Here is a 20,188-nt window from a genome sequence, read left to right as displayed (position 1 = left end):
GCCGAGTAAATGGTAGTAAGAATAGCTCTGTGCTTGAGATTGTGAGTCGCATCGAGGATCTGGCATACTTCCTGAAAGGTCAGTATCGTGGGGAGAAAGGATTTCTTCTTCACTCTCGGAATATGTAGCATGTTCCATTCACGGAAAAGCACGGACTGGTAATAAAACTTAATGGCCCCATAGGCGGAATTCACATAGGCAGAGCTCAGTTTTCTTATTGAGATAGCATGATGAAGAAAAGCGCGAACCTCATCGTATCCAACGGATGCAGGTGCCTTGCCACAAAACGAATAGAAGCGTTTCAAGTGCGCCAGATAAATTTTTTGAGTGCTTTGGGCAAACCCTCGTAACTCCATTGAAACCGTCATAGATTGAATCAAATCTTGCATAAATAACAACCTCCTTTTTCACTAGATGATAAAGGAAGGTTTAGAAAATGGCAGTGAAAGATTGTAGGATTTAAAAAGCTACCGCGTAGCGGTTTAGTTCAACAATTCATTCACGCGGCAGGCTGCAAGCGTCCCTTGGTCGTCACCAAGAGGGATTTCGGGGAAGATGAAGCAGGCGACAACCCTGCACCGACTAAGCGCATCACGCCCAGGCCTTCGGCATTTAAGTCGGTGAGGGTTCGTGAATGCGGGAACGTTAGTACGCCAAGAAGTTTGGCTCATCTTACAAGGTGAAAGTCCTTGCCCGCAAGGTGGAGTCATCAGTCCAATCTTGGCACATCATCAGCTTCTCACGGCTTCGACAAAAAGAGAATACAACGTTTGAATTTCTAGGATTTGAATTTCGGTGGGGGAAGTCACGAAAAGGGAAAGATAGTCTGAAGCGAGGAACATCCCGAAGTAAGCTAAGGAAATTAATCGTGGCATTCAAAGAATGGTGCAAAGAGAACCGGAATAATCGGATACGTAACTTGATCCCCAAACTAAACAGAAAACTTCGTGGCTACTATAATTATTATGGACTCATTGGAAATTACAAGAGTTTGAGCAAATTTTATATGGCAATGATGAAGATTCTGTATAAATGGCTAAATCGAAGGAGCCAGAGAGCTTCAATTGGGTAGAATTCTCACCCTTATATAAGAAGGAAGGGATTATAACCCCTCGAATAGTAGAGTCGAAGCAAGGTTGACTGTATCTTCTCATGAAAGGTGGGCTGTATTTGACGCTTACGTCTCTAGCTAACTACCCACCAATAAAAAAAAATTCTCTTTTGACAATGATACTTTTCAGGCAGGCATGAAATAAAGAAATAAACTAGATTCAAATGTAGTGAAAGAGGCGCTCAATAACTACTCCAACAGCAAGAATAAAGATTACTCGAGGATGCTGAAATACGCTGATAAGCTGGGGGCACGAAAAGGATGGCCACATAGTGAAAGTTATACTCTTCATAGCCTCTAACTGATAGGTCATCAGGTCATCTAACAAAACTTCTTCGTAGCAAAATCCCTGTAATGTTATCCCTTTGTCATTAGCAAAAATCAAAAGTCTATTATAGGTATCACTTATGCTTTTATGATACACAGTTAAATATGTTCCTTTGCTAAAACCCCGAATGGATCCACTTTTTCTAAAAGTGTCCACTATTCGGGGGGCAGTTCAATATCTACGGGGATGATTTTGTTCGAAAAGGAAAGTTTGGCGGGAATGAACGATTGGTCGGGCGGGCCTTAAAGGGGGTCCGAGACAAAGCTGTCATTGCGACCAAATTTGGCATTGTGTCGCCTAATATGACCCTACTGGGACACCCAGCTTATGTTAAGAAATCGGTCGATGCCAGCCTTCTCCAGCTAGGTGTCGATTATATTGATCTCTATTATCAGCACCGCGTTGATCCGAATACGCCGATTGAGGAAACGGTTGGTGCAATGGCTGAACTTGTCCGAGAAGGGAAAATCCGTTATATCGGTCTGTCTGAGGCCTCGCCTGATCAGATTCGCCGTGCCCATGCTGTTCATCCGCTGACCGCTGTCGAGACAGAATTCTCTCTATGGAGCCGGGAAGTTGAGGACGAGGTGCTGCCTGTTTTACGGGAACTGGGCATTGGCTTTGTTCCTTACAGCCCATTGGGTAGAGGCTTCCTTACGGGGCAAATCAAGACCTTCGAGGATTTGCCGGAAGATGACTACCGCCGAAACTTTCCGCGTTTTCAGGGAGAGAATTTCAATAGAAATATGGAAGTAGTTGCCCTTATAGAGAAATTCGCCGCATACAAGGGTGGTACGTCCTCTCAACTGGCGTTGGCTTGGCTATTATCCCAAGGAGAGCAGATCGTTCCTATCCCGGGTACGAAGCGTCTAGAACGTGTTGCTGAGAATATCGGTGCCCTGAACGTAGCGCTATCCAAAGAGGAACTCGCTGAAATCGAACGTATCTCACCCAAGGGAATCGCCACTGGAGCCCGCTATCCACAGATTTAAATTCTTGGGTTAAGTTATAAGATCCGCTTAGCAAGCTTGACCAGGTTTGCTAAGCGGATTTTTTACTCCTTGGAGTGATTGAATTGTTGTAGATCTAACGAACGAAAGTAAAGTATAGTTATATTTATTTCCTTTGCAAAGGATTGTTGTCATAGTAACATATATGTACTAACTAAGGTGTTCGAGAGGATTGGCGAGAGAGTATGAAAAATAAAAACCTTTCATTGATTATGCATAGTCGGATGGAAAGTGATCGAATCATTTTACGTCCGTGTTCAATTGATGATGCTGAAGATCTGTATGAATTTACATCTGACGAAGAAACTACACGTTTCATTTATGAACCCTATAAAGATGTTGACCAAGCGAAGCGGGTATTAGCAAACTATTACCTAGAAGAGCCGATCGGCAAATATGCTCTTGTGTTAAAAGAAACCAACAAAATGATCGGGGTAGTCGAGTTCAGAGTGCATGAAGAGACCAAGGGTGGAGAATTAGGGTATACCTTGAGTCGGCATTACTGGGGGAATGGCTACATGACAGAAGCAGGAAAATTAATACTTGAATTAGCATTTAATGTACTTGGTGTAGAGCGTGTATTTGCCGCAACGGATATAAGAAATACCGCTTCTGCAAAACTCATGAGTCGCCTAGGTATGAAACACGAAGGTACACTACGGAGAAACCATATGATAAAAGGGGAACTCACGGATAGCTTTCATTATTCAATATTAAAAGAAGAATATGAAAGCGAGAGCTAAGCTAAATATAGTTCAACAATGAGAGGGCTGCCAAAGAGGCAGCCCTTTTTCATTAACTAAGCTTCGATTCATTTCGTTTACAGTATTTCACAATATGGATGTACTTGGATATTTTAATTGCAGACATAATGAATCTGTTATATACTTGATCCGTTAGATTGAATATATAAGGAGGACAAAACATGATTTACGATTGTGCAATTATCGGCGGGGGCCCCGCGGGACTCAATGCGGCATTGTTGCTGGGCAGAGCGAGGAGAAATGTGGTACTGTTTGATAACAATAAACCACGAAATGCGGTAACGCATGCTTCTCATGGTTTTCTTACGCAGGATGGCGTTACACCAGCTGAATTCCGGCGAATTGCTTACGAAGAGGTGCTGCGATATCCTTCGGTTAAGCATCATCCCGCAGAAGTAACGGATATACGCAAGCTTCATGATGGTTTCCTGATTACTAGCGGTGAAGATGAACCGATTCAATCCCGCAAACTGCTGATCACCACAGGTCTAAAAGAAACGTTACCAGACATTCCAGGTATTAAGGAACTATATGGTAAAAGCCTCTTTTATTGCCCCTATTGCGATGGTTGGGAACTGCGAGACCAGCCGTTGTTTGTGTTATCAGATAATCCTAACGTGTACCATTTGGCTAAATTGCTCTACAATTGGAGTCGTGATCTTGTAATCTGCACCAATGGCCGTAGTGTTCTGACGGACGAACAAAAACGAATGCTGGCTTCTAGACATATTATCGTATCGGAACAAAAAGTAGCAGCATTTCACGGCAGTGAAGGTAAGCTGCGGCAGGTGGAGTTCACAGACGGCTCACGGATAGACAGAACGGGTGGATTCGTGACACCTCAGTGGGCGCCACAGGTTGCTTTTAGACAAGAGCTTGGTTATGATACAACAGATTTAGGTGGGATCCTTACTGATGGAACGGGAAAAAGTACGGTACCTGGATTATTTGCAGCCGGTGAAGCGAGTACCGGGGTTCCCTCGCAGTTGATTGTGTCTGCGGCCGCCGGTACTACTGTCGCTGCAAGCATTAACCTGGAATTGACGGAGGAGGAGTTCAAATTCTGATCACGTATAGAAATACTTGACGATGCACTTTTATAAAAGTTATTATAGATGTGCAAAGTCTATTATTAAGGTGGATGAATTAGAATGAAATACTCGAAAGCTACGGATTATGCCCTTCACACGATGCTCTTTCTTGTTGCGGCCACTCCGAATAAACCTATTGGTGTGCAGCAGTTGGCAGATCGGCAAAACGTTTCCCCTACCTATCTATCCAAGATATTAACCAAGCTAGTCAAGGCGGGAATGGTTGAATCTGCTTCAGGTGCTAATGGCGGGTATAGGTTAAAACGGAATTGGGAAAACATATCGTTCCTAGATATTATTCACGCCGTTGAAGGGACTGCTTCCTTGTTCGATTGTAGCTTCGATCATGGATCGGAATGTCCAATTCAGCAGGTTGTGCTATCGGCAGAAGCAAAGATGGAAGAACATTTGCGTAATCAGACCATGTTTGATCTCGCCAAAAAAAACAAGAATAAGATCGTTTGGTAAAACGTCTTATTTTTCAATTAATTAAAGACATAATATATCTTTGAAGTCTTCTTTAATGTGGAGTGATATTAAAATGGAAAGAAGGAATCAGGATGAATGATTTTTTTAATGAAGCCATCTGGGAAAAAGCTTGGAAGGATGACATTTATACAAGAGTGAACAAGATGAAAAGTGCTGGAATTGATGCAGCACATGCTTTTGACCATAAAGCGAGCTCGTTTAATGAGCAGGCTTTTAATGAAGAAGGAAGACAACGAACAAAACGGATTATGAATTGGCTCGAAGGGCAAGGAGTGAAATTCAAAGATACCTCCATTCTCGACATTGGAGCAGCGTCAGGAGGATTTTCAGTACCATTTGCGGAGAGAGGGGCTAGTGTTACCTCCGTAGAGCCTTGTCTTCCCCTGGCCGAGTTACTGGTGGAAAATATCACTGGACTAACCAATGGTAAGGTTGAGGTTGTGTCAGAGCCGTTTGAAGATATTGATGTTCAGGCAAAGGGCTGGAGAAAAGCCTTTGATCTCGTCTTTGTCTCCATGTGCCCAGTTATTGTTGATTGGGAGAGTGTAGAGAAGGTACTAAGCTGCGCACAGCAGTTTTGCTATATCAGTCTGTCTGCAGGTTCCATAGATCACAGTCTAGTGAATGAAGTTTGGCCTTTGGTCACGGACCAGCCATTCGATACCGAACATTCGGAGATGGCATACTTGCTCCACCTTCTTTATATCAAAGGCTATTCTTATGAGTCACTCGTAACTCGGGAAATGAAAACAACGGAGGTATCCAGAAAAACAGCGCTCCAGGAGGTTATGACTTGGTTGGGCATGTATGGTCTACCTGCGGATGATCGGAACCGAGAAATCGTAGCCTCGTATTTGGAACGGACTTATCCGTCTGATAAAGTGGGCATAAGGCAGGGCGGTCGTTTTGGTAAGGTGCTTATTCGATTGCAGGATCAGAATATGTACACCAGAGAATAAGGACAACGTCCGTCATATGAAGTGGTCAGTGGGCGAATATGATTAGCATACATACAAAAGTGAATCAATCACTTGACTTCAAGGCATGGGAGACTGGAATGTTATATTCTGATCTCCCTTTTTTTTGCAGCTTCCATTTGATTGAGTTTGGTGGAGGATGATTTCCCCTGTCTTGGGAGAAAAAAATAGGGGAAATCAAATAGCGTGTCGAATAGTGATTAATTGCTAAAGGACATATCATTTGTCTTAATGGAACTTCAAGCTCCGGTAAGACAAGTCTGACAAAGAAACTTCAAGAAATGTTAGTTGAACCATATTTTCATTTTTCACTTGATGCATTTGAAGACATTGCACCTAAAAAACACTTGAAACAAGATTATTGGGCTACTCTTAGAATGAGTGTTTCAGGCATGCATAAAAGTATCGCTACATTTAGTGAATCAGGGTTGAATGTAATTGTTGATCATGTAATATTAGATATTCCAGAAATGGAAGGATGGTTGGATGAATGTGTAAACCACATGTTGGATTGGTTGCGCGGTTGCCCTGATGCCGCGAATATCTGCTAGCCTTCCCCCTCCCAGATCAAGCATCGTGACAAAAAGTATGCCATTTCATCGCGATTACCCAACTAGATTATTTGAAGGATATTCAATAGGAAAGTGAAATTGATATGATTGTAATTCAAAGAGGGCATTTTTCTTACTTAGACTACAGAGAAACAATAACTGATTTTTCTTAACGATTTCCTTACTTTTGTTTATGTTTATTATGACCCATCTTCCTTATAATGAAAGCGTAGTCAAAGTCGAAGGAGGGTTGGTACATGTTAAAGAAAAAAGTAATTTCGATGTTTGTGATCATCCTAGTCCTGCTAATATCTGCTTGTTCTAATGGTACAAATGAAACAAACAAGGAGAGTGCATCACCATCAACAACACCTGCATCAACCACATCTGAGGTAGCTCCGCCTGAGGAGCCTGTTAAGACCGTAGAACTTCGCATGTTTTGGTGGGGATCAGATGAGAGGCATGAAAAGACACTGAAGGCAATCGAGCTATTCGAGCAGAAAAATAAGGGCATCAAAATCACAAGCGAATACTCAGGGTTTGACGGGTATATGGTTAAGCTGAACACCCAGATTGCCGCTGGTAACGCACCGGATTTAATCCAAATGGGCGGCAATATTAAAGAATACGTGGATAAGAAAGCAATGCTTGATTTGACTCCTTATGTGGGCAATGTGATTAACCTAGAGGGTTTTAATCCAACCTTAGTGGAATCTGCTACCTTTGATAGTAAATTATATGGCGTTACGCTGGGGGTTAGCTCCTCAGGATTACTGTACAATGCGAGTATGTTCGAAAAAGCGGGCGTAGAAGTCCCAACAGAAAGTTGGACGTATGATGAATTGAAGACCACTTCCATTGCGATTACTGAAAAATTGGGTAAAGGCAATTATGGTGTGTACGACCTTTCGAGCGATGCTGCAACGTTAGGATCATATCTTGGGAGCAATGGTAAAGAATTGTATCGTGATGGTGCACGTCTTTTCGAGAAAGAAGATATTATCAGTTGGTTTACGATATGGGAAGAGCTGCGTGCAGCGGGAGCTGTCGTACCTGCTGACGTTCAAGTTGCCAGCCCTTCTTCAGCGGTAGACAAATCTTTAGTTGTGAAAGGGCAAGTTGCTATTCAAAGTGTAGCAGCTTCCCAAATATACGGTTATCAAGAACTGACGGAAGATACACTTGGGTTGATCATGTTCCCGAATGGTTCTGCCGGTAGTGGAATGATCCCACCGATCTCAGGTCAATACATCACGTCCTATTCAAGTACAGAGCTGAAGAGGTTGCGAAATTTATTAACTTTATGGTGAACGATCCTGAAGCTGGCGTCATCCTAGGAAGTTCCAGAGGCGTTCCTCCAGCGGGAGAAATTCGCGATTTGTTAGCTGCGCAGTCTACACCCGTCGATAAAGTACTTTATGATTATGTTTCATTGGTATCAGATACAGCTCCACCAATAATCTATCAGCAATTTCCTCTCGATAACGAATTCACGAAACTGCTCTTGTTAACAAGTGAGAAAGTAGCCTTCGGTGCTCAGGAAATCGACAAAGCGGTTGATGAATTCATGTTGGAATTTGATAAATTACTCGAAAAAGCGAAGCTGCAATAATACATTGATCTTAAGCTACACCAAATATATTGGATCATGGTGAGCCTCTAGGGGCTCACTTTTCCTAAGAAGGGGAGCTAACACATGGGAAAATACAAAACCTATATGGCTGGATATTTATTTCTGTTACCATGGATAATCGGTTTTATCTTTCTATATTTAAGTCCGATCATCGCATCGTTATATTTGTCCTTTACGAATTATGACTTGCTGTCGACACCCAAGTGGGTTGGTTTCGCTAATTATAAGACGATGTTCACTGAGGATTTCCGTATGAGTGACTCCATTAAGGTCACATTTCAATATGTGTTCCTGTCGGTTCCGACGCGTCTTGCATTCGCACTCGGTCTGGCCGTATTGCTTAATCAAGGGATGAGATATCTTAATTTTTACCGCACCATTTATTATATTCCGTCTTTGCTTGGCGGAAGCGTAGCTATTTCTGTATTGTGGAAACAAGTATTTGATAAAGAGGGAATACTTGAATACCCTTTTCCGGGATTTACTGTCTACTCGTTACCGACCGGAGGAGCTACCAGCTAGTAGAATTGCATTTATGGGACTGCCGAACTTGACAACGGTACAGGTTTTGACGTTCAGCCTCGTTCGTCCGAATCTCTCTGCACCAGGAGGAGAACGAGACTGGCAATTACTACGTTTCGGAACAGGGAACATTATACGGGAAATGTTGAATTTAAATCTGAAAGGTCATTCACTCTTGTCTGCTGAAGTTCTGGAATATTCGGACCAAGAGTTCTTCATTATTTTTATGGGTGTTCCAACTCAGGACGAACAAAAGCAGGAATTCATCATTGAAATATCGAATGCGATGCTAGAAAATATTCTTCAGTATATGAAATTGTCCGTGTTAGCTGGGCTCGGATCCGTCCGTGATGGCTATCACCAATTGATAGATTCATACTTGGAAAGCCGTACCGCTGTGGAGACTGCGGAAATGAACGAGTGGAATCGAGTCTATGCCTTTACGTCCATTAGCTTAGCGGAGCCAGACAAGAGTGTCTCCATGGATACAGTACGCTACCTCCACGATGCGATCTTTCAGAAACAGTGGCAGCAGGCCTATGATCAATGGAAGCAGTTAAGAAATGAGATGGCGAGGAGTAAAGAGTCGCTTTCCGTTAGTAAAGGAGTCTGTTCTGGGATATTAAGCGTACTATGGACTGCCTCGTTTACTATCGAGACACAGGTAGAAACGACGAATCATGGCCTAGAAGATATACTACTACAACTGACCAGATTCGGATCCGTCTCAACAATGCTAGAATGGATGAATGATACAGTTGCGCGGATGGTCGCTCAAATTCAAGAAGAACAAGGCGGTAAGAAAAGCCATGCTTTAGTGGATAGGGTAATTAAGGATTATATTGAAAAATGCTACCATGAGGACATCTCGTTGGAAAGGATTGCGGCCAGTCTTCACGTGAATCGTAATTATTTAAGCCAACTTTTCAAGCGGGTCACTGGCGAGCCATTCGTGACTTATTTCAACAAATTCCGGATTCGCAAGGCGATTGAATTAATCAGTACGGGTAAGTACATGGTCTACGAAATTAGTGAGAGGGTTGGTTTTCAGAATCCTACTTATTTCAGTCAAGTGTTCAAATCAATTACGGGTTACAGCCCATCGGAATATGATGGTAAGCCAGCGAATAAAGGAGTGCTTCGCCTATGAGTGTATTGGGGGAATTGCGCGCCATGCGGAGTTAGATAGACCACAATAATCGTTATTCTAATGTATATTCAATGAGATCATTTTACTTTACGCACTTGTCTTGCATGGATTATATTCATTGGAAATCTTGCCTTTTATAAGGTGGATAATGAGAATAGATGTATTGTTAATTTGAAGGAAAACCAATAGGGTACATTCAATATTATCCCTTAGATAAAGAATCAAGATTAGAATATGGATATACAAATTTTGATAATGATGAAGTTACAAGGGAGCGATCCATATTAAGATCCGTATTATTGGAGCTTGTGGGAGTGGGAAGTCTTATATTGCAAAAGAATTGTCGAAGAAATACGAAATAATAAACTATGAAACTGATAATTTTGTTTGGGACAGACAGAACGGTAGAAAATAGTAGACATAAGGTTGAAGTTCGAGATGCCAAAATTAATGAAATAGTTAGTACAGCAGCGTGGATTATTGAAGGTGTACATTATAGTTGGACAATTGAAAGTTTTAGGCAGGCTGACTTCATATTTCTAATTAAACCTAATAAGTTCGTGAGGGATATTAGAATAATTCTAAGGTTTATCAGGACAAGACTTGGGATAGAACAGAGTAATTATAAACAATCCTACAGAAACCTATATGACATGCTATTTATATGGAATAAGGAATTTGATAAAGATAATATAAAAGAAATCATGGAAATAACTGAGGAATATTCAGTGAAGAGAATCTTAGTAAAGGACAATAAAGAAATTACGAAATACATACATGATTATCTGAATACACAACGTTAGCAAAATCAGCGTAAAACAATAATAAAAATTGAGCTATAAACGTTATAAGAAAAAGGGAGATGCAATGGTTATGAAAAAGGATAAAATTATCATTCTGAAAGATGGAAGACAATTGGGATACACTGAGTATGGTGTTTCTGATGGAATTCCCTTATTTGTTTTTCATGGTTCTCCGGGTTCTCGATTGTTGTTTGATGATGAAGATGATGCAGCGATTGATTTGAATGTAAGAATTATTACTGTAGATAGACCTGGATATGGTCAATCCGATATGAAACAAAAAAGAACATTCAAAGATTGGTCATTTGATTTGTCAGAACTGGCTGATCACTTGCAAATACATTTATTTGGTGTCGCCGGAATATCAGGTGGAGCACCATACGCTATAGCTTGTGCAGAAATGATTCCTGAAAAATTACTGAATGTATTTCTGGTCTCTACGCCATCACCTATAAATATGTTGAGATACAAAAAGAAGATGAACAAGATCAATAGATTAGGATTCACGTTAAGTAAACATTCTCCATTCCTATTAGAACTGCTCTTTAAAGCTATGACTTATCAAGCGAAAAGAGTAAATGATAAACAGATCATTGAAGCACATCGACAGGGTGTTAAAGAGAGCGTTATCGAGACTGAAATGATAAATGATCCATGGGACATTAATTTTTCGGAAATTGAATTTCCAATAGACTTATGGCATGGAGAAGCAGATGATGCAGCTCCGATTGAAGGTGCTGTTTGGATAAGTTCTCAACTTGCTAAAGCTAAACTCTATCGGGTTAAGTCAGGCCATAGTTTGTTTTGGAATACGTCGGATAGGAAATTGATGTATTCGGAATTTTTAAGGAGTTGTAAATTAACTGGAACTGAGAATAATGAGTGTAGTTCAAGAATTGACTCAGACGTGGAAGTATTTAAGGCATCTCTTTTACAAGATACTCAGTTATAATGGACGGATTTAGAAGGTATGGGCAATTATTTTACTCTGAGATCATTGAGTTGGGAGATTTAACAGAGGGATATGAAATTGAGGAAGTAAAGTTAGTAGAAAGCTTTCCAGAGAATATGACATATGGCGAGATACATAAGGTATTTGTATGAAATGATCAGGAATCATATCATAGATAAGAGTACAGCATGGTACAACTTTAAAATACATAAGCAACACGAAATAATTGTGGGTAAATTCGAAGATCCTGGCTACGCCGCATCCCTAAAACGAATTGAATGGGAGGTTCTATGAATAAAAAAGTAATTCGTTATATTGTTCTATTTGTTATTGTAGTTGTTTTCAGCGGCTGGATAGGTGTTCTTGTGGACTCTGTCCTTCCCGAACATCCCAAAGGTGATACTCTCGGTATGGGGGTATGGTTGGTGTTTCCTATGTTAACTGCCATTGCAATAATAATATGTTCAAAGGTTGGTTGGAAAGATATTGGCTTCAAGCCAAATTTCAAAAGAAATTCACGATGGTACTTGACTTCTGTCTTGATTTATCCTGTTGTAACAGTAATCGTGTTGATCGTCGGAGCTGCTACGAAATGGATTGACTTGTCTGGATTTAATATCAAAGCTTTTATTTGGGCGTTTGGCAGTACTTTGTTAATTGGCTTTATTAAAAATATCTTTGAGGAGACTGTATGGCGGGGTTATCTTACTTCACAACTCGATAAATTAAATCTTAAGGACTGGAAAATATATCTGATCGTTGGACTCGTTTGGGGAATATGGCATATTCCATATTACTTGGTCTTTTTATCGGAGGCAGACTTGCAGCTAGTGCTACCTGTCAACCAAACAATATTTATCGTTGTAGCAATTATGACAATGACATGTTGGTCCGTTATGTATATTGAGCTTTATAGGGTATCAAAGTCAATTTGGCCGTGTGTTATATTACATACGATAGAGGATTCGCTGATAAATCCTTTAGTTATATCAGGTTATATCAGCATAGCATCAGGGAAAGAAATTCTTATTTCACCGATCAGCGGAATCATGACTTCAATTTTATACTTAGCTGTTGGATTTGGAATAAGAGCTTATAGAAGACAATCCAACAATATGATGATCCCTAAAGATATTTAGCACGGACTTTCGTTAACAACGTAAGACAAGTCGAATTCTTATACATTAAGAATTCGACTTGTCTTATTTATTTACTATATAACTTACGCCACCCGCAGTTCAAGAATTAGTAGTCTAATCATGATCATGTTCTAAATCCATATAGACATATAGTAAATCAACTATTCAAGTACGGTGGATCCACTTTAATCAAGTTGAAGCGTTGTAGAAGCAAGAGTAGAGTGACATAATCAGACTACAGATAAATTTTCAATGAGGACGTGATATATTGGGTAGTTTGAGGAGAATTTCATTACGTAATAAGCTGAGAATTGCCTTCTTAGCTGTAATTATTCTTTCCATTCTTATTTCAGGTGGATTCTCTTATTCCATAGCAACAGCCATTCTAGAAAACAACGCACTAAAGCTGACACAAGATAATGTAGTGAAATCGGCACAAATTGTCGATGAGAAGTTAAATAAGCTATCGCTTATTATGATGACCTTTATGATCAGTCAGCCGTTTGAAGAAATGTTGAAGGATGCTAATGCGGCTGGATATGAGCTTCGCGGGTCTCGCTTCATGGATCGGATATACAAGAATGAATGAATGGTAAGTTCAAACAATAGCATAGCAGACTCGCAGACTATTCACAGATACTTAATTAGTCCGTATCTCCGTAGGTAGGATATAGCTTATAAAAGAGACCTTCAAGTCCACATTCATGGTGTTGAAGGTCTCTTTCACTTTACTTGGATTCAATCACCTGTAAAACGCTGAAATGGTCATCAACTGCATCAAATCTTGCATAAAAAGCATCATACCTTTGTCTGGTATCGCCTAACGTAATAGTGAGATAATGACCGATGCGTTGGAGAAGGAATATGAGAAGCCGATGGAGCATCTGTCCCAATTCTGTACATGGCCCTATCCAAATACAAAGTAAAAGGGGATGTCCAATTCGTCTTTGCAGACTCTTGGACATCCCCTTATTTAACAGACATTAAGTTCTAACAATGGCAGTGATTTCTTCATCTAAATCAAGTGTTACTTGCTCACGATAAGCGCGAACTTGATATTCACTTTGTAGATAACGAAGAATCGCTTCAATCATGTTAGATTCCACTAGAAACTGATTGCGACCTTGCACCCATACTTCAGCGGTATAACCATCTTCTTCATCCCAACTAAGTTCGACCGTTACATCCGTAGGACGTACAGCTTTACGTTCCGCCATGTGCAGACAAATGGCGTTAATGATTTCATCCATGCTTAAAACCATATTAATCAGTACCTTCCGTCACGATCATCTGCAGGTTTGCGACGATTCTTGTAAGCTCTATATCCTGCGCGTGCAATGGTGAAGAGTACATAGATAGCTAGAACGTTAATTAATAATCCGAAAAAGTCACCCATAGCGCCCATGTTACCGAACATACCTCCGAATAACATACCTGCTAAACCACCAATCATTAACCCCTTCATCAAGCCGCCGCCGCTAAAGAATCCACGCTTAGCAGTCGTTCCAGCAGTTGAACTTTTGTTGGTAGTAGACTTCGAGACATTGCTATTCGTTGTTGATTTTTTAGGCGTGTTCGTGAAAGATTTAGGAGTCGATTTGAAACCCCCACCACGTCTTGCATCTACACTAGCTGGTGCAATTGTTGCGAATATTAGTGTGAATGCCATAACAATCATAATCCATTTCTTCATTAGTTGAAGTACCCCCTATAAGTATGTTGTGTATTTATAGTATACGCATGAGAAATAATACGTACGAGATTCTTAAAAGTTTCAATATTAATATAATTAATTTTGTTGTTGCTTTGTACGTTGATTTTTTAATGTTTCTATCATCAAACGAGTCCACTCAAGTCCTGCTGAAACACTATAGATAGCCTTTTGTATGAGCAGATAATCGTAAAATTCATGTTTTCCGAATTCCCGGTTCTCCTCAGGCATATCTTCTAATAGCAGATTATAAATGTCTAATCGCTTAAGATAGTAAGTTTCTCTTCTCTCAATAATATCAATAGCATTGTCTATATTTGTCATATGCATACAATATGTCTTCAAGTTCAATTCATCCCGGACAATGGGATCAGCCGCAGGAATATACATCCATTCTTTGAGCTTACGGATTCCATCTTCTGTGATATTATAAATTTTCTTATCGGGTTTCTCACACTGTTTAATCCAAGTAGAAGTAAGAAGCTTATCAGACTCCATTTGGGATAGTAGGGGGTAGATCTGACTATGCTTAGCTGGCCAGTAGGGCTGAAGCTTCAGCATGAGGTCGTAGCCAGAGTATGGGGCTCGTGATAAAAAGGCAAGTAAACCGTAAGAGAGTGTATTCATGAGTCTTTAGCTCCTATATTGAATGAATTTTACAATACAAAAAGTGTACACTTAAACTGTACGCTTAGCAACCAATGGATCTTTGGACAAAAAAAAGACACGAAAGAAAATCTTTCGCATCGGTTTAATTCGTATCTTAATAAATGTGATCATAGCCATTGACTACAAGTTCCAATGACCCATTCGCTGGATCAATGATCATACCGTGAACAGGTGTGTTAGTGGGTAATAATGGATGTTTATTAATGACATCAACAGTATGAACTATCCCTTCTTTTATGTCGCTAAATCCTCGTAACCATTTTGTTAATTTTATCCCTGAGTTCTCAAGTGTGGACAATACAGTATCGGGAATGCCACGTTCTTTCATTGAATTAATCATGCGGTCCGCATTCAACGCTGCCATACCGCAATCTAAATGACCAACCACAAATACTTCATCTGCGTTTAGTTCATATATAGCGACAAGCACGCTTCGCATAACACTTCCAAAAGGTTGAGAAATAATAGCTCCTGCATTCTTGATTACTTTTACATCACCATTCTTGAAGTTCATGGCTTTGGGTAGTAGTTCTACTAAGCGAGTATCCATACATGTAATCACAACAATTCTTTTATCAGGAAATTTACTAGTTAAAAAGGGCTCATATTCTTTCTTTTCTACAAAGTTACGATTGAACTCCATGATTTCGTTAATGTGACTCATAAGGCATCTCGTCCTTCCTTGGAATGGTTTATAAATGACTAAACAAGCTTGATTATCTACAATATAGTAGTAAGTATAAGACACTTGTTCTATAAAGAAATAGCGTAATCCTTCAAATTCAGGACAATGTATTAAAGTTGATTATACTTTTTGCAAAAAGTATCATCAAGAGGGTAGAAGAAAAATAATTTGTGAGGTGTGCTAAAAATGGATAATGATGTAAAGGTTAAATTAGAACAATTCAAAGAACTCGTTCGAAAAATAAGAAGTTATTACGAGGCTGTAGCTTTACTTCATTGGGATCTTCGGACAGGAGCTCCACGCAAGGGAGCTGAAGTTCGCTCAGAAACGATTGGAATGCTGGATACAGAAATGTTTAAGCTACAAATTTCAGATGAGATGGGAGGATATTTGGAATACCTTTCAAATCCAAATGTAGCTGATCAGCTTGATGATATCGATCGGAGAATTATTCTTGATTGTCAGAAAGAGTATGAACGGAATAAAAAAATTCCCGCCAAAAAATTTCAGGAGTATTCAGTGCTAACAGCGCATGCCCAGACGTTATGGGAAGATGCTAAAGAAAATAGTGATTTCGAGGGCTTCGAACCTTATCTGAGTAAAATTGTGGACATGAAGCAGGAGTTTATCGAATACTGGGGAGTCAAGGGAACACGTTACGATACACTGATTGACATGTACGAGCCTGATATGACTGTGGAGAAGTTGGATCAAGTATTCAGCAAGTTACGCGGTAGATTGGTCCCTCTTCTTGAAGCTATTAAGGCCTCGCGTAATCAACCGGATAATGAATTCTTAAATCAAATTTTTGAGAAAGAACAACAAGAGAAATTCGGGTTGTTTATATTAGAACAAATGGGCTATGATTTCGAAGCAGGTCGTCAAGATGAAAGTGTACATCCATTTGCAACAGGACTGAACCCTGGAGATGTAAGAATCACAACACACTACTTACTTGATGATGTGACTAGTGCATTGTTCAGCTCTTTACATGAAGGTGGACACGCGTTATATGAACAGAACATTGATGCAAACTTGGCGGGCACTCCTCTTGCAGAAGGAACGTCGATGGGGATTCATGAGTCGCAATCTCGCTTGTGGGAGAATATGATTGGACGTAGTCGTTCATTCTGGGAACGTTATTACAGCGATTTACAGCAACATTTTGGCCCGCAATTGCAAGACGTGAAGATGGAAGACTTCTATCGGGCAGTGAACCGTGTGGAGAATTCACTGATTCGCATTGAAGCTGATGAATTAACTTACAATCTTCATATTATTATTCGTTATGAGATTGAGAAGATGATATTTAATGAAGGATTGTCTGTCAAAGATCTACCTCAAGTATGGAATGCGAAATACGAGGAGTATCTTGGAATTGCACCTCCGAATGACGGATTAGGTGTACTGCAAGATGTTCATTGGTCCGGTGGAGATTTCGGCTACTTCGCTTCCTATTCTCTCGGTAATATGTATGCAGCACAAATTATAAATACGATGCGTAAAGAATTGCCACAATTCGAACAATATATTGCGAACGGCGAGTTGTTGCCAATTAAAGAATGGCTTACGGACAAAATCTATCGATATGGAAAGAGCCGTACACCTTCTGAATTGATCCTTGCCATCACAGGCGAAGACCTAAATCCAGATTATCTAGCGGATTATTTGGAAGAAAAGTATAAAGAAATCTATAAGTTCTAATTCATTGAGTAACTTTATGGTAATAAGATAAGAATTCATATAGAAGCTTCACCAATAAACAGCCCTTTGCATTCACTGCAGAGGGCTGTTTGCTGTTCTACCGATTCATTTCTACAAGATACTTTAACCTTTTCTAGGCTCATGCATATGATGCCTTATATCAAAGTAGAAGAATGGAGGGATAACGATGAGGAAAGGAACGAAAGGGTTAGCAACTGCGATATCTATTCTTCTCCTGTGCGGGATAGTAGCTACAGGATGTGGAGATAAGAACTCGGTAACCAAGGTGAAGATTGGTGAGGTGACTAGATCTGTATTTTATGCTCCTGAGTATGTCGCTTTGGAGAAGGGATTCTTCAAGGAGGAAGGATTAGATGTTGAACTCCAGACCACTTTTGGTGGAGATAAGACGATGACCGCGTTGTTATCGAATGCCGTGGACGTGGCACTTGTAGGTTCGGAAACGTCGATTTATGTGTATCAGCAAGGATCGGAGGACCCGGTTATTAACTTCGCACAATTGACGCAGACAGATGGAACATTCCTTGTTGCTAGGGAGAAGAGTGGGACATTTGCTTGGGATCAGTTGAAAGGGAGCGTGTTCCTAGGGCAGCGTAAGGGTGGAATGCCACAAATGGCGGGAGAGTTTGCGCTGAAGAAGAAGGGTATTGATCCTCATCAGGATTTGGAATTAATACAGAATATTGAGTTTGCCAACATAGCAGCTGCTTTTGCATCCGGTACAGGTGAATACGTGCAATTATTCGAACCCCAGGCTTCCATTTTTGAAAAAGAAGGTAAAGGACATGTGGTAGCTTCTTTCGGGGTAGAGAGCGGACACCTTCCTTATACGGTGTTTATGAGTAAACAGAGCTTTATTAAGAAAAATCCAGAGACCGTGCAGAAATTTACGAATGCTATACAGAAAGCTCAGACTTGGGTAGCGGGACATAGCCCCGGAGAGATTACTGATGTTATTCTGCCATATTTTAAAGATACAGATCGCGATATTGTTGTCTCAGCGGTTAAAAGATATCAAGAACAAGGGACTTATGCGACCGATCCTGTCCTTGACGACAAGGAATGGAACAATCTTCTTGATGTTATGGAGAATGCAGGAGAATTGAAGGAGAGAGTAGCCCCTGAAGTCATTGTTGACAACAGTTTTGCAGATAAGGCAAAAGCTTCCTCAGATTAACTTGGCTTATCAAACGAAAGGAGAGTGCTCATGTTTCCCGTAGTTGAATTGAATCATGTCGCACATGTCTACGTTACGGATCGAGAGGCCTCTCTAGCTGTTAATGATCTACAAATCACGGTATCTGAGGGCGAATTCGTCAGTCTCGTAGGTCCGAGTGGATGTGGGAAGACGACCATTCTATCTATTATTGCGGGGCTCATTATTCCAACTCTTGGGGAGGCTCTCATCTACGGAAATAAACTTGAGGGACCCTCTCCAGAAGTGGGGTATATGCTCCAACAAGACTACTTATTCCCTTGGCGAACCATCATGGATAATGCGCTGTTAGGACTGGAATTAACCCATAGAATAACACCAGAAAGCGTAGAGATGACCTCGAAATTATTAGAAGAAATGGGACTCGCGGGTAAAGAAAAATTTTATCCTCCACAGCTCTCAGGTGGTATGCGACAACGGGTAGCACTCGTTCGTACATTAGCGACAGAACCGGGTCTGTTATTACTTGATGAACCGTTCTCCGCGCTTGACTATCAGACAAAACTTCAACTGGAGGATCTGATCGTAAAGACTCTACGAGCTCGAGATAAGACGGCTGTTCTAGTTACTCATGATTTATCTGAAGCGATTGCGATGAGTGATCGCGTCATTCTTCTGGATGCCAACCCGGGAACGGTTCGTCGGATGTTCGAAGTACCGGATAATATAAGGGATGCACTTCCGTTTGATGCACGTGATCAAGCAGGGTTTCAAGAGCTGTTTCATGAAATATGGAGCGAAATGGATAGTACAAGTGTATAGAGGGGGTGTTGGTCAACATGAGGACGAGGATGGATAAGTGCCTTCCTGTTGAGCAAAGTTGGCTTGATGAAATATACCAAGAGCAACTTAAAGCTCAAAAGAAACAACGCCGCAGCGTGTTCTCAGTACAAATGGGAATATTGCTGCTCTTTTTCACCTTATGGGAGACAGCAGGGCGATTCAAATGGATTGATGTCCTGTTATTCAGCTATCCGACGAGAATATTCGAACAAATCTGGAAAGATATCGTTAGCGGTGAGCTATGGGGGCATCTAGCAGTTACAGTTGGAGAGACGGTGGTGGGGTTCATTCTAGGGACCTTGTTAGGTACACTGCTTGCCGTACTGATCTGGTGGTCGCCTTTCTTATCTAAGGTGTTAGATCCTTATATGGTTGTGTTCAATAGCATGCCGAAGGTTGCCCTGGGGCCGCTATTTATCGTCATGTTCGGCGCAGGATTTCTAGCTATCGTCATTACGACGTTATCGGTGATAGTGATCATAACAACGCTTGTTGTCTACAATAGTTTCTCAGAAGTGGATGCCAATCTAGTTAAGGTGGTGCGAACGTTCGGAGGTTCTAGATCACAAGTGTTTCGTAAAGTTATTTTTCCAGCTTCTTTCCCAGCCATTATCTCAACTTTAAAAGTGAATGTAGGATTATCTTGGGTAGGGGTTATTGTTGGTGAGTTCCTAGTGGCGCAGATGGGGCTTGGATATTTGATTATATACGGTTTTCAAGTGTTTAACTTCACCCTCGTATTGGCAAGCTTATTTGTGATTGCAGTTGTTGCTACACTGATGTACCAGCTTGTTGTGTATATGGAGCATAAGTTAATGTCACACCGATAAATGCTAATGAGGTGACATGTCACATTGTATAGATCTTTAAAATTTAGTA

The 20,188-nt window shown here is 40.7% G+C and carries 23 protein-coding genes and 1 pseudogene; 19 read left to right on the top strand and 5 right to left on the bottom strand.

The features are described 5' to 3' along the window. A partial coding sequence (locus tag J2T13_RS10135) for a phage integrase N-terminal SAM-like domain-containing protein (RefSeq protein WP_429370815.1) occupies positions 1 to 389 on the bottom strand: 389 nt, incomplete at its 3' end. A 290-nt stretch (positions 390 to 679) separates the two neighbouring features. Here J2T13_RS10135 and J2T13_RS10130 point away from each other — a divergent pair. The 15 genes and pseudogenes from J2T13_RS10130 to J2T13_RS10060 all read left to right on the top strand — a co-directional run bounded on the left by J2T13_RS10130 (position 680) and on the right by J2T13_RS10060 (position 13,109). Continuing rightward, positions 680 to 1,072 (top strand): group II intron maturase-specific domain-containing protein, encoded by a 393-nt coding sequence (locus J2T13_RS10130; protein ID WP_429370813.1) that lies wholly within the window; start codon positions 680 to 682, stop codon positions 1,070 to 1,072. 579 nt (positions 1,073 to 1,651) lie between these two features. After that, positions 1,652 to 2,431, top strand: a pseudogene (locus tag J2T13_RS10125) (aldo/keto reductase); the annotation flags it as partial. Between the two features lie 203 nt (positions 2,432 to 2,634). After that, positions 2,635 to 3,192: a GNAT family N-acetyltransferase gene (locus tag J2T13_RS10120; protein WP_429370811.1), complete on the top strand. Its 558-nt coding sequence runs from the start codon at positions 2,635 to 2,637 to the stop codon at positions 3,190 to 3,192. A 182-nt stretch (positions 3,193 to 3,374) separates the two neighbouring features. Further along, positions 3,375 to 4,280 (top strand): NAD(P)/FAD-dependent oxidoreductase, encoded by a 906-nt coding sequence (locus tag J2T13_RS10115; protein WP_429370809.1) that lies wholly within the window; start codon positions 3,375 to 3,377, stop codon positions 4,278 to 4,280. 84 nt (positions 4,281 to 4,364) lie between these two features. Next, positions 4,365 to 4,772 (top strand): Rrf2 family transcriptional regulator, encoded by a 408-nt coding sequence (locus tag J2T13_RS10110; protein WP_429370807.1) that lies wholly within the window; start codon positions 4,365 to 4,367, stop codon positions 4,770 to 4,772. A 92-nt stretch (positions 4,773 to 4,864) separates the two neighbouring features. Beyond that, the gene (locus J2T13_RS10105) at positions 4,865 to 5,752 is read left to right on the top strand and encodes a class I SAM-dependent methyltransferase (RefSeq protein ID WP_429370805.1); all 888 of its coding nucleotides are present in this window, start codon (positions 4,865 to 4,867) and stop codon (positions 5,750 to 5,752) included. A 221-nt stretch (positions 5,753 to 5,973) separates the two neighbouring features. Further along, a complete protein-coding gene (locus tag J2T13_RS10100) occupies positions 5,974 to 6,321 on the top strand; it encodes a phosphotransferase-like protein (protein ID WP_429370845.1) in 348 nt (115 codons plus the stop codon). Between the two features lie 257 nt (positions 6,322 to 6,578). Next, on the top strand, positions 6,579 to 7,631 hold the full coding sequence (locus tag J2T13_RS10095) for an ABC transporter substrate-binding protein (protein WP_429370803.1): 1,053 nt from the start codon (positions 6,579 to 6,581) through the stop codon (positions 7,629 to 7,631). Then, positions 7,625 to 7,933 carry a hypothetical protein gene (locus tag J2T13_RS10090; protein WP_429370801.1) on the top strand — a complete coding sequence of 103 codons (309 nt, stop codon included), beginning with the start codon at positions 7,625 to 7,627 and terminating at the stop codon, positions 7,931 to 7,933. Before J2T13_RS10095 ends, J2T13_RS10090 begins: the two co-directional genes overlap by 7 nt. 84 nt (positions 7,934 to 8,017) lie before the next feature. Beyond that, entirely contained in the window at positions 8,018 to 8,476 is a 459-nt protein-coding gene (locus tag J2T13_RS10085) for a carbohydrate ABC transporter permease (RefSeq protein WP_429370799.1), read from the top strand. After that, positions 8,415 to 9,626: a helix-turn-helix transcriptional regulator gene (locus J2T13_RS10080; protein WP_429370797.1), complete on the top strand. Its 1,212-nt coding sequence runs from the start codon at positions 8,415 to 8,417 to the stop codon at positions 9,624 to 9,626. Before J2T13_RS10085 ends, J2T13_RS10080 begins: the two co-directional genes overlap by 62 nt. A 368-nt stretch (positions 9,627 to 9,994) precedes the next feature. Beyond that, positions 9,995 to 10,429, top strand: a complete 435-nt coding sequence (locus tag J2T13_RS10075; RefSeq protein WP_429370795.1) for a hypothetical protein — start codon at positions 9,995 to 9,997, stop codon at positions 10,427 to 10,429. Positions 10,430 to 10,499: 70 nt separating this feature from the next. Further along, positions 10,500 to 11,381 (top strand): alpha/beta fold hydrolase, encoded by an 882-nt coding sequence (locus tag J2T13_RS10070; protein WP_429370793.1) that lies wholly within the window; start codon positions 10,500 to 10,502, stop codon positions 11,379 to 11,381. A gap of 290 nt (positions 11,382 to 11,671) precedes the next feature. Further along, positions 11,672 to 12,520 carry a CPBP family intramembrane glutamic endopeptidase gene (locus J2T13_RS10065; RefSeq protein WP_429370791.1) on the top strand — a complete coding sequence of 283 codons (849 nt, stop codon included), beginning with the start codon at positions 11,672 to 11,674 and terminating at the stop codon, positions 12,518 to 12,520. Positions 12,521 to 12,788: 268 nt separating this feature from the next. After that, complete coding sequence (locus tag J2T13_RS10060; RefSeq protein WP_429370789.1) at positions 12,789 to 13,109, top strand: hypothetical protein; 321 nt, start codon at positions 12,789 to 12,791, stop codon at positions 13,107 to 13,109. A gap of 394 nt (positions 13,110 to 13,503) precedes the next feature. On the opposite strand, the gene J2T13_RS10055 is transcribed toward J2T13_RS10060, so the two are convergent. The 4 genes from J2T13_RS10055 to J2T13_RS10040 all read right to left on the bottom strand — a co-directional run bounded on the left by J2T13_RS10055 (position 13,504) and on the right by J2T13_RS10040 (position 15,564). Then, positions 13,504 to 13,782 (bottom strand): YxcD family protein, encoded by a 279-nt coding sequence (locus tag J2T13_RS10055; protein ID WP_429370788.1) that lies wholly within the window; start codon positions 13,780 to 13,782, stop codon positions 13,504 to 13,506. A gap of 5 nt (positions 13,783 to 13,787) precedes the next feature. Beyond that, on the bottom strand, positions 13,788 to 14,213 hold the full coding sequence (locus tag J2T13_RS10050) for a hypothetical protein (RefSeq protein WP_429370786.1): 426 nt from the start codon (positions 14,211 to 14,213) through the stop codon (positions 13,788 to 13,790). Between the two features lie 96 nt (positions 14,214 to 14,309). Next, complete coding sequence (locus tag J2T13_RS10045) at positions 14,310 to 14,858, bottom strand: PadR family transcriptional regulator (RefSeq protein WP_429370784.1); 549 nt, start codon at positions 14,856 to 14,858, stop codon at positions 14,310 to 14,312. A 136-nt stretch (positions 14,859 to 14,994) separates the two neighbouring features. Continuing rightward, entirely contained in the window at positions 14,995 to 15,564 is a 570-nt protein-coding gene (locus J2T13_RS10040) for a beta-class carbonic anhydrase (RefSeq protein WP_429370782.1), read from the bottom strand. 207 nt (positions 15,565 to 15,771) lie between these two features. Between J2T13_RS10040 and J2T13_RS10035 the strand changes: the two genes are divergently transcribed. The 4 genes from J2T13_RS10035 to J2T13_RS10020 all read left to right on the top strand — a co-directional run bounded on the left by J2T13_RS10035 (position 15,772) and on the right by J2T13_RS10020 (position 20,139). Then, positions 15,772 to 17,289: a carboxypeptidase M32 gene (locus J2T13_RS10035; RefSeq protein ID WP_429370780.1), complete on the top strand. Its 1,518-nt coding sequence runs from the start codon at positions 15,772 to 15,774 to the stop codon at positions 17,287 to 17,289. A gap of 187 nt (positions 17,290 to 17,476) precedes the next feature. Further along, a complete protein-coding gene (locus tag J2T13_RS10030; RefSeq protein WP_429370778.1) occupies positions 17,477 to 18,487 on the top strand; it encodes an ABC transporter substrate-binding protein in 1,011 nt (336 codons plus the stop codon). Between the two features lie 30 nt (positions 18,488 to 18,517). After that, positions 18,518 to 19,288, top strand: a complete 771-nt coding sequence (locus J2T13_RS10025) for an ABC transporter ATP-binding protein (protein ID WP_429370776.1) — start codon at positions 18,518 to 18,520, stop codon at positions 19,286 to 19,288. 17 nt (positions 19,289 to 19,305) lie between these two features. After that, positions 19,306 to 20,139: an ABC transporter permease gene (locus J2T13_RS10020; RefSeq protein WP_429370774.1), complete on the top strand. Its 834-nt coding sequence runs from the start codon at positions 19,306 to 19,308 to the stop codon at positions 20,137 to 20,139. Positions 20,140 to 20,188: the final 49 nt, after the last annotated feature.

The organism is Paenibacillus sp. DS2015, assembly GCF_050433705.1.
In the GTDB taxonomy this organism is placed as follows: domain Bacteria; phylum Bacillota; class Bacilli; order Paenibacillales; family Paenibacillaceae; genus Paenibacillus_AQ.
This window is presented reverse-complemented; position numbering and strand designations above follow the sequence as displayed.

Bases quoted from the DNA above. Each gene is read 5' to 3' on its own strand.
- J2T13_RS10120 (WP_429370811.1), top strand. From the start codon at position 2,635: ATGAAAAATAAAAACCTTTCATTGATTATGCATAGTCGGATGGAAAGT.
- J2T13_RS10115 (WP_429370809.1), top strand. From the start codon at position 3,375: ATGATTTACGATTGTGCAATTATCGGCGGGGGCCCCGCGGGACTCAAT.
- J2T13_RS10110 (WP_429370807.1), top strand. From the start codon at position 4,365: ATGAAATACTCGAAAGCTACGGATTATGCCCTTCACACGATGCTCTTT.
- J2T13_RS10105 (WP_429370805.1), top strand. From the start codon at position 4,865: ATGAATGATTTTTTTAATGAAGCCATCTGGGAAAAAGCTTGGAAGGAT.
- J2T13_RS10095 (WP_429370803.1), top strand. From the start codon at position 6,579: ATGTTAAAGAAAAAAGTAATTTCGATGTTTGTGATCATCCTAGTCCTG.
- J2T13_RS10090 (WP_429370801.1), top strand. From the start codon at position 7,625: ATGGTGAACGATCCTGAAGCTGGCGTCATCCTAGGAAGTTCCAGAGGC.
- J2T13_RS10085 (WP_429370799.1), top strand. From the start codon at position 8,018: ATGGGAAAATACAAAACCTATATGGCTGGATATTTATTTCTGTTACCA.
- J2T13_RS10075 (WP_429370795.1), top strand. From the start codon at position 9,995: ATGAAACTGATAATTTTGTTTGGGACAGACAGAACGGTAGAAAATAGT.
- J2T13_RS10070 (WP_429370793.1), top strand. From the start codon at position 10,500: ATGAAAAAGGATAAAATTATCATTCTGAAAGATGGAAGACAATTGGGA.
- J2T13_RS10065 (WP_429370791.1), top strand. From the start codon at position 11,672: ATGAATAAAAAAGTAATTCGTTATATTGTTCTATTTGTTATTGTAGTT.
- J2T13_RS10055 (WP_429370788.1), bottom strand. From the start codon at position 13,782: ATGGTTTTAAGCATGGATGAAATCATTAACGCCATTTGTCTGCACATG.
- J2T13_RS10050 (WP_429370786.1), bottom strand. From the start codon at position 14,213: ATGAAGAAATGGATTATGATTGTTATGGCATTCACACTAATATTCGCA.
- J2T13_RS10045 (WP_429370784.1), bottom strand. From the start codon at position 14,858: ATGAATACACTCTCTTACGGTTTACTTGCCTTTTTATCACGAGCCCCA.
- J2T13_RS10040 (WP_429370782.1), bottom strand. From the start codon at position 15,564: ATGAGTCACATTAACGAAATCATGGAGTTCAATCGTAACTTTGTAGAA.
- J2T13_RS10035 (WP_429370780.1), top strand. From the start codon at position 15,772: ATGGATAATGATGTAAAGGTTAAATTAGAACAATTCAAAGAACTCGTT.
- J2T13_RS10030 (WP_429370778.1), top strand. From the start codon at position 17,477: ATGAGGAAAGGAACGAAAGGGTTAGCAACTGCGATATCTATTCTTCTC.
- J2T13_RS10025 (WP_429370776.1), top strand. From the start codon at position 18,518: ATGTTTCCCGTAGTTGAATTGAATCATGTCGCACATGTCTACGTTACG.
- J2T13_RS10020 (WP_429370774.1), top strand. From the start codon at position 19,306: ATGAGGACGAGGATGGATAAGTGCCTTCCTGTTGAGCAAAGTTGGCTT.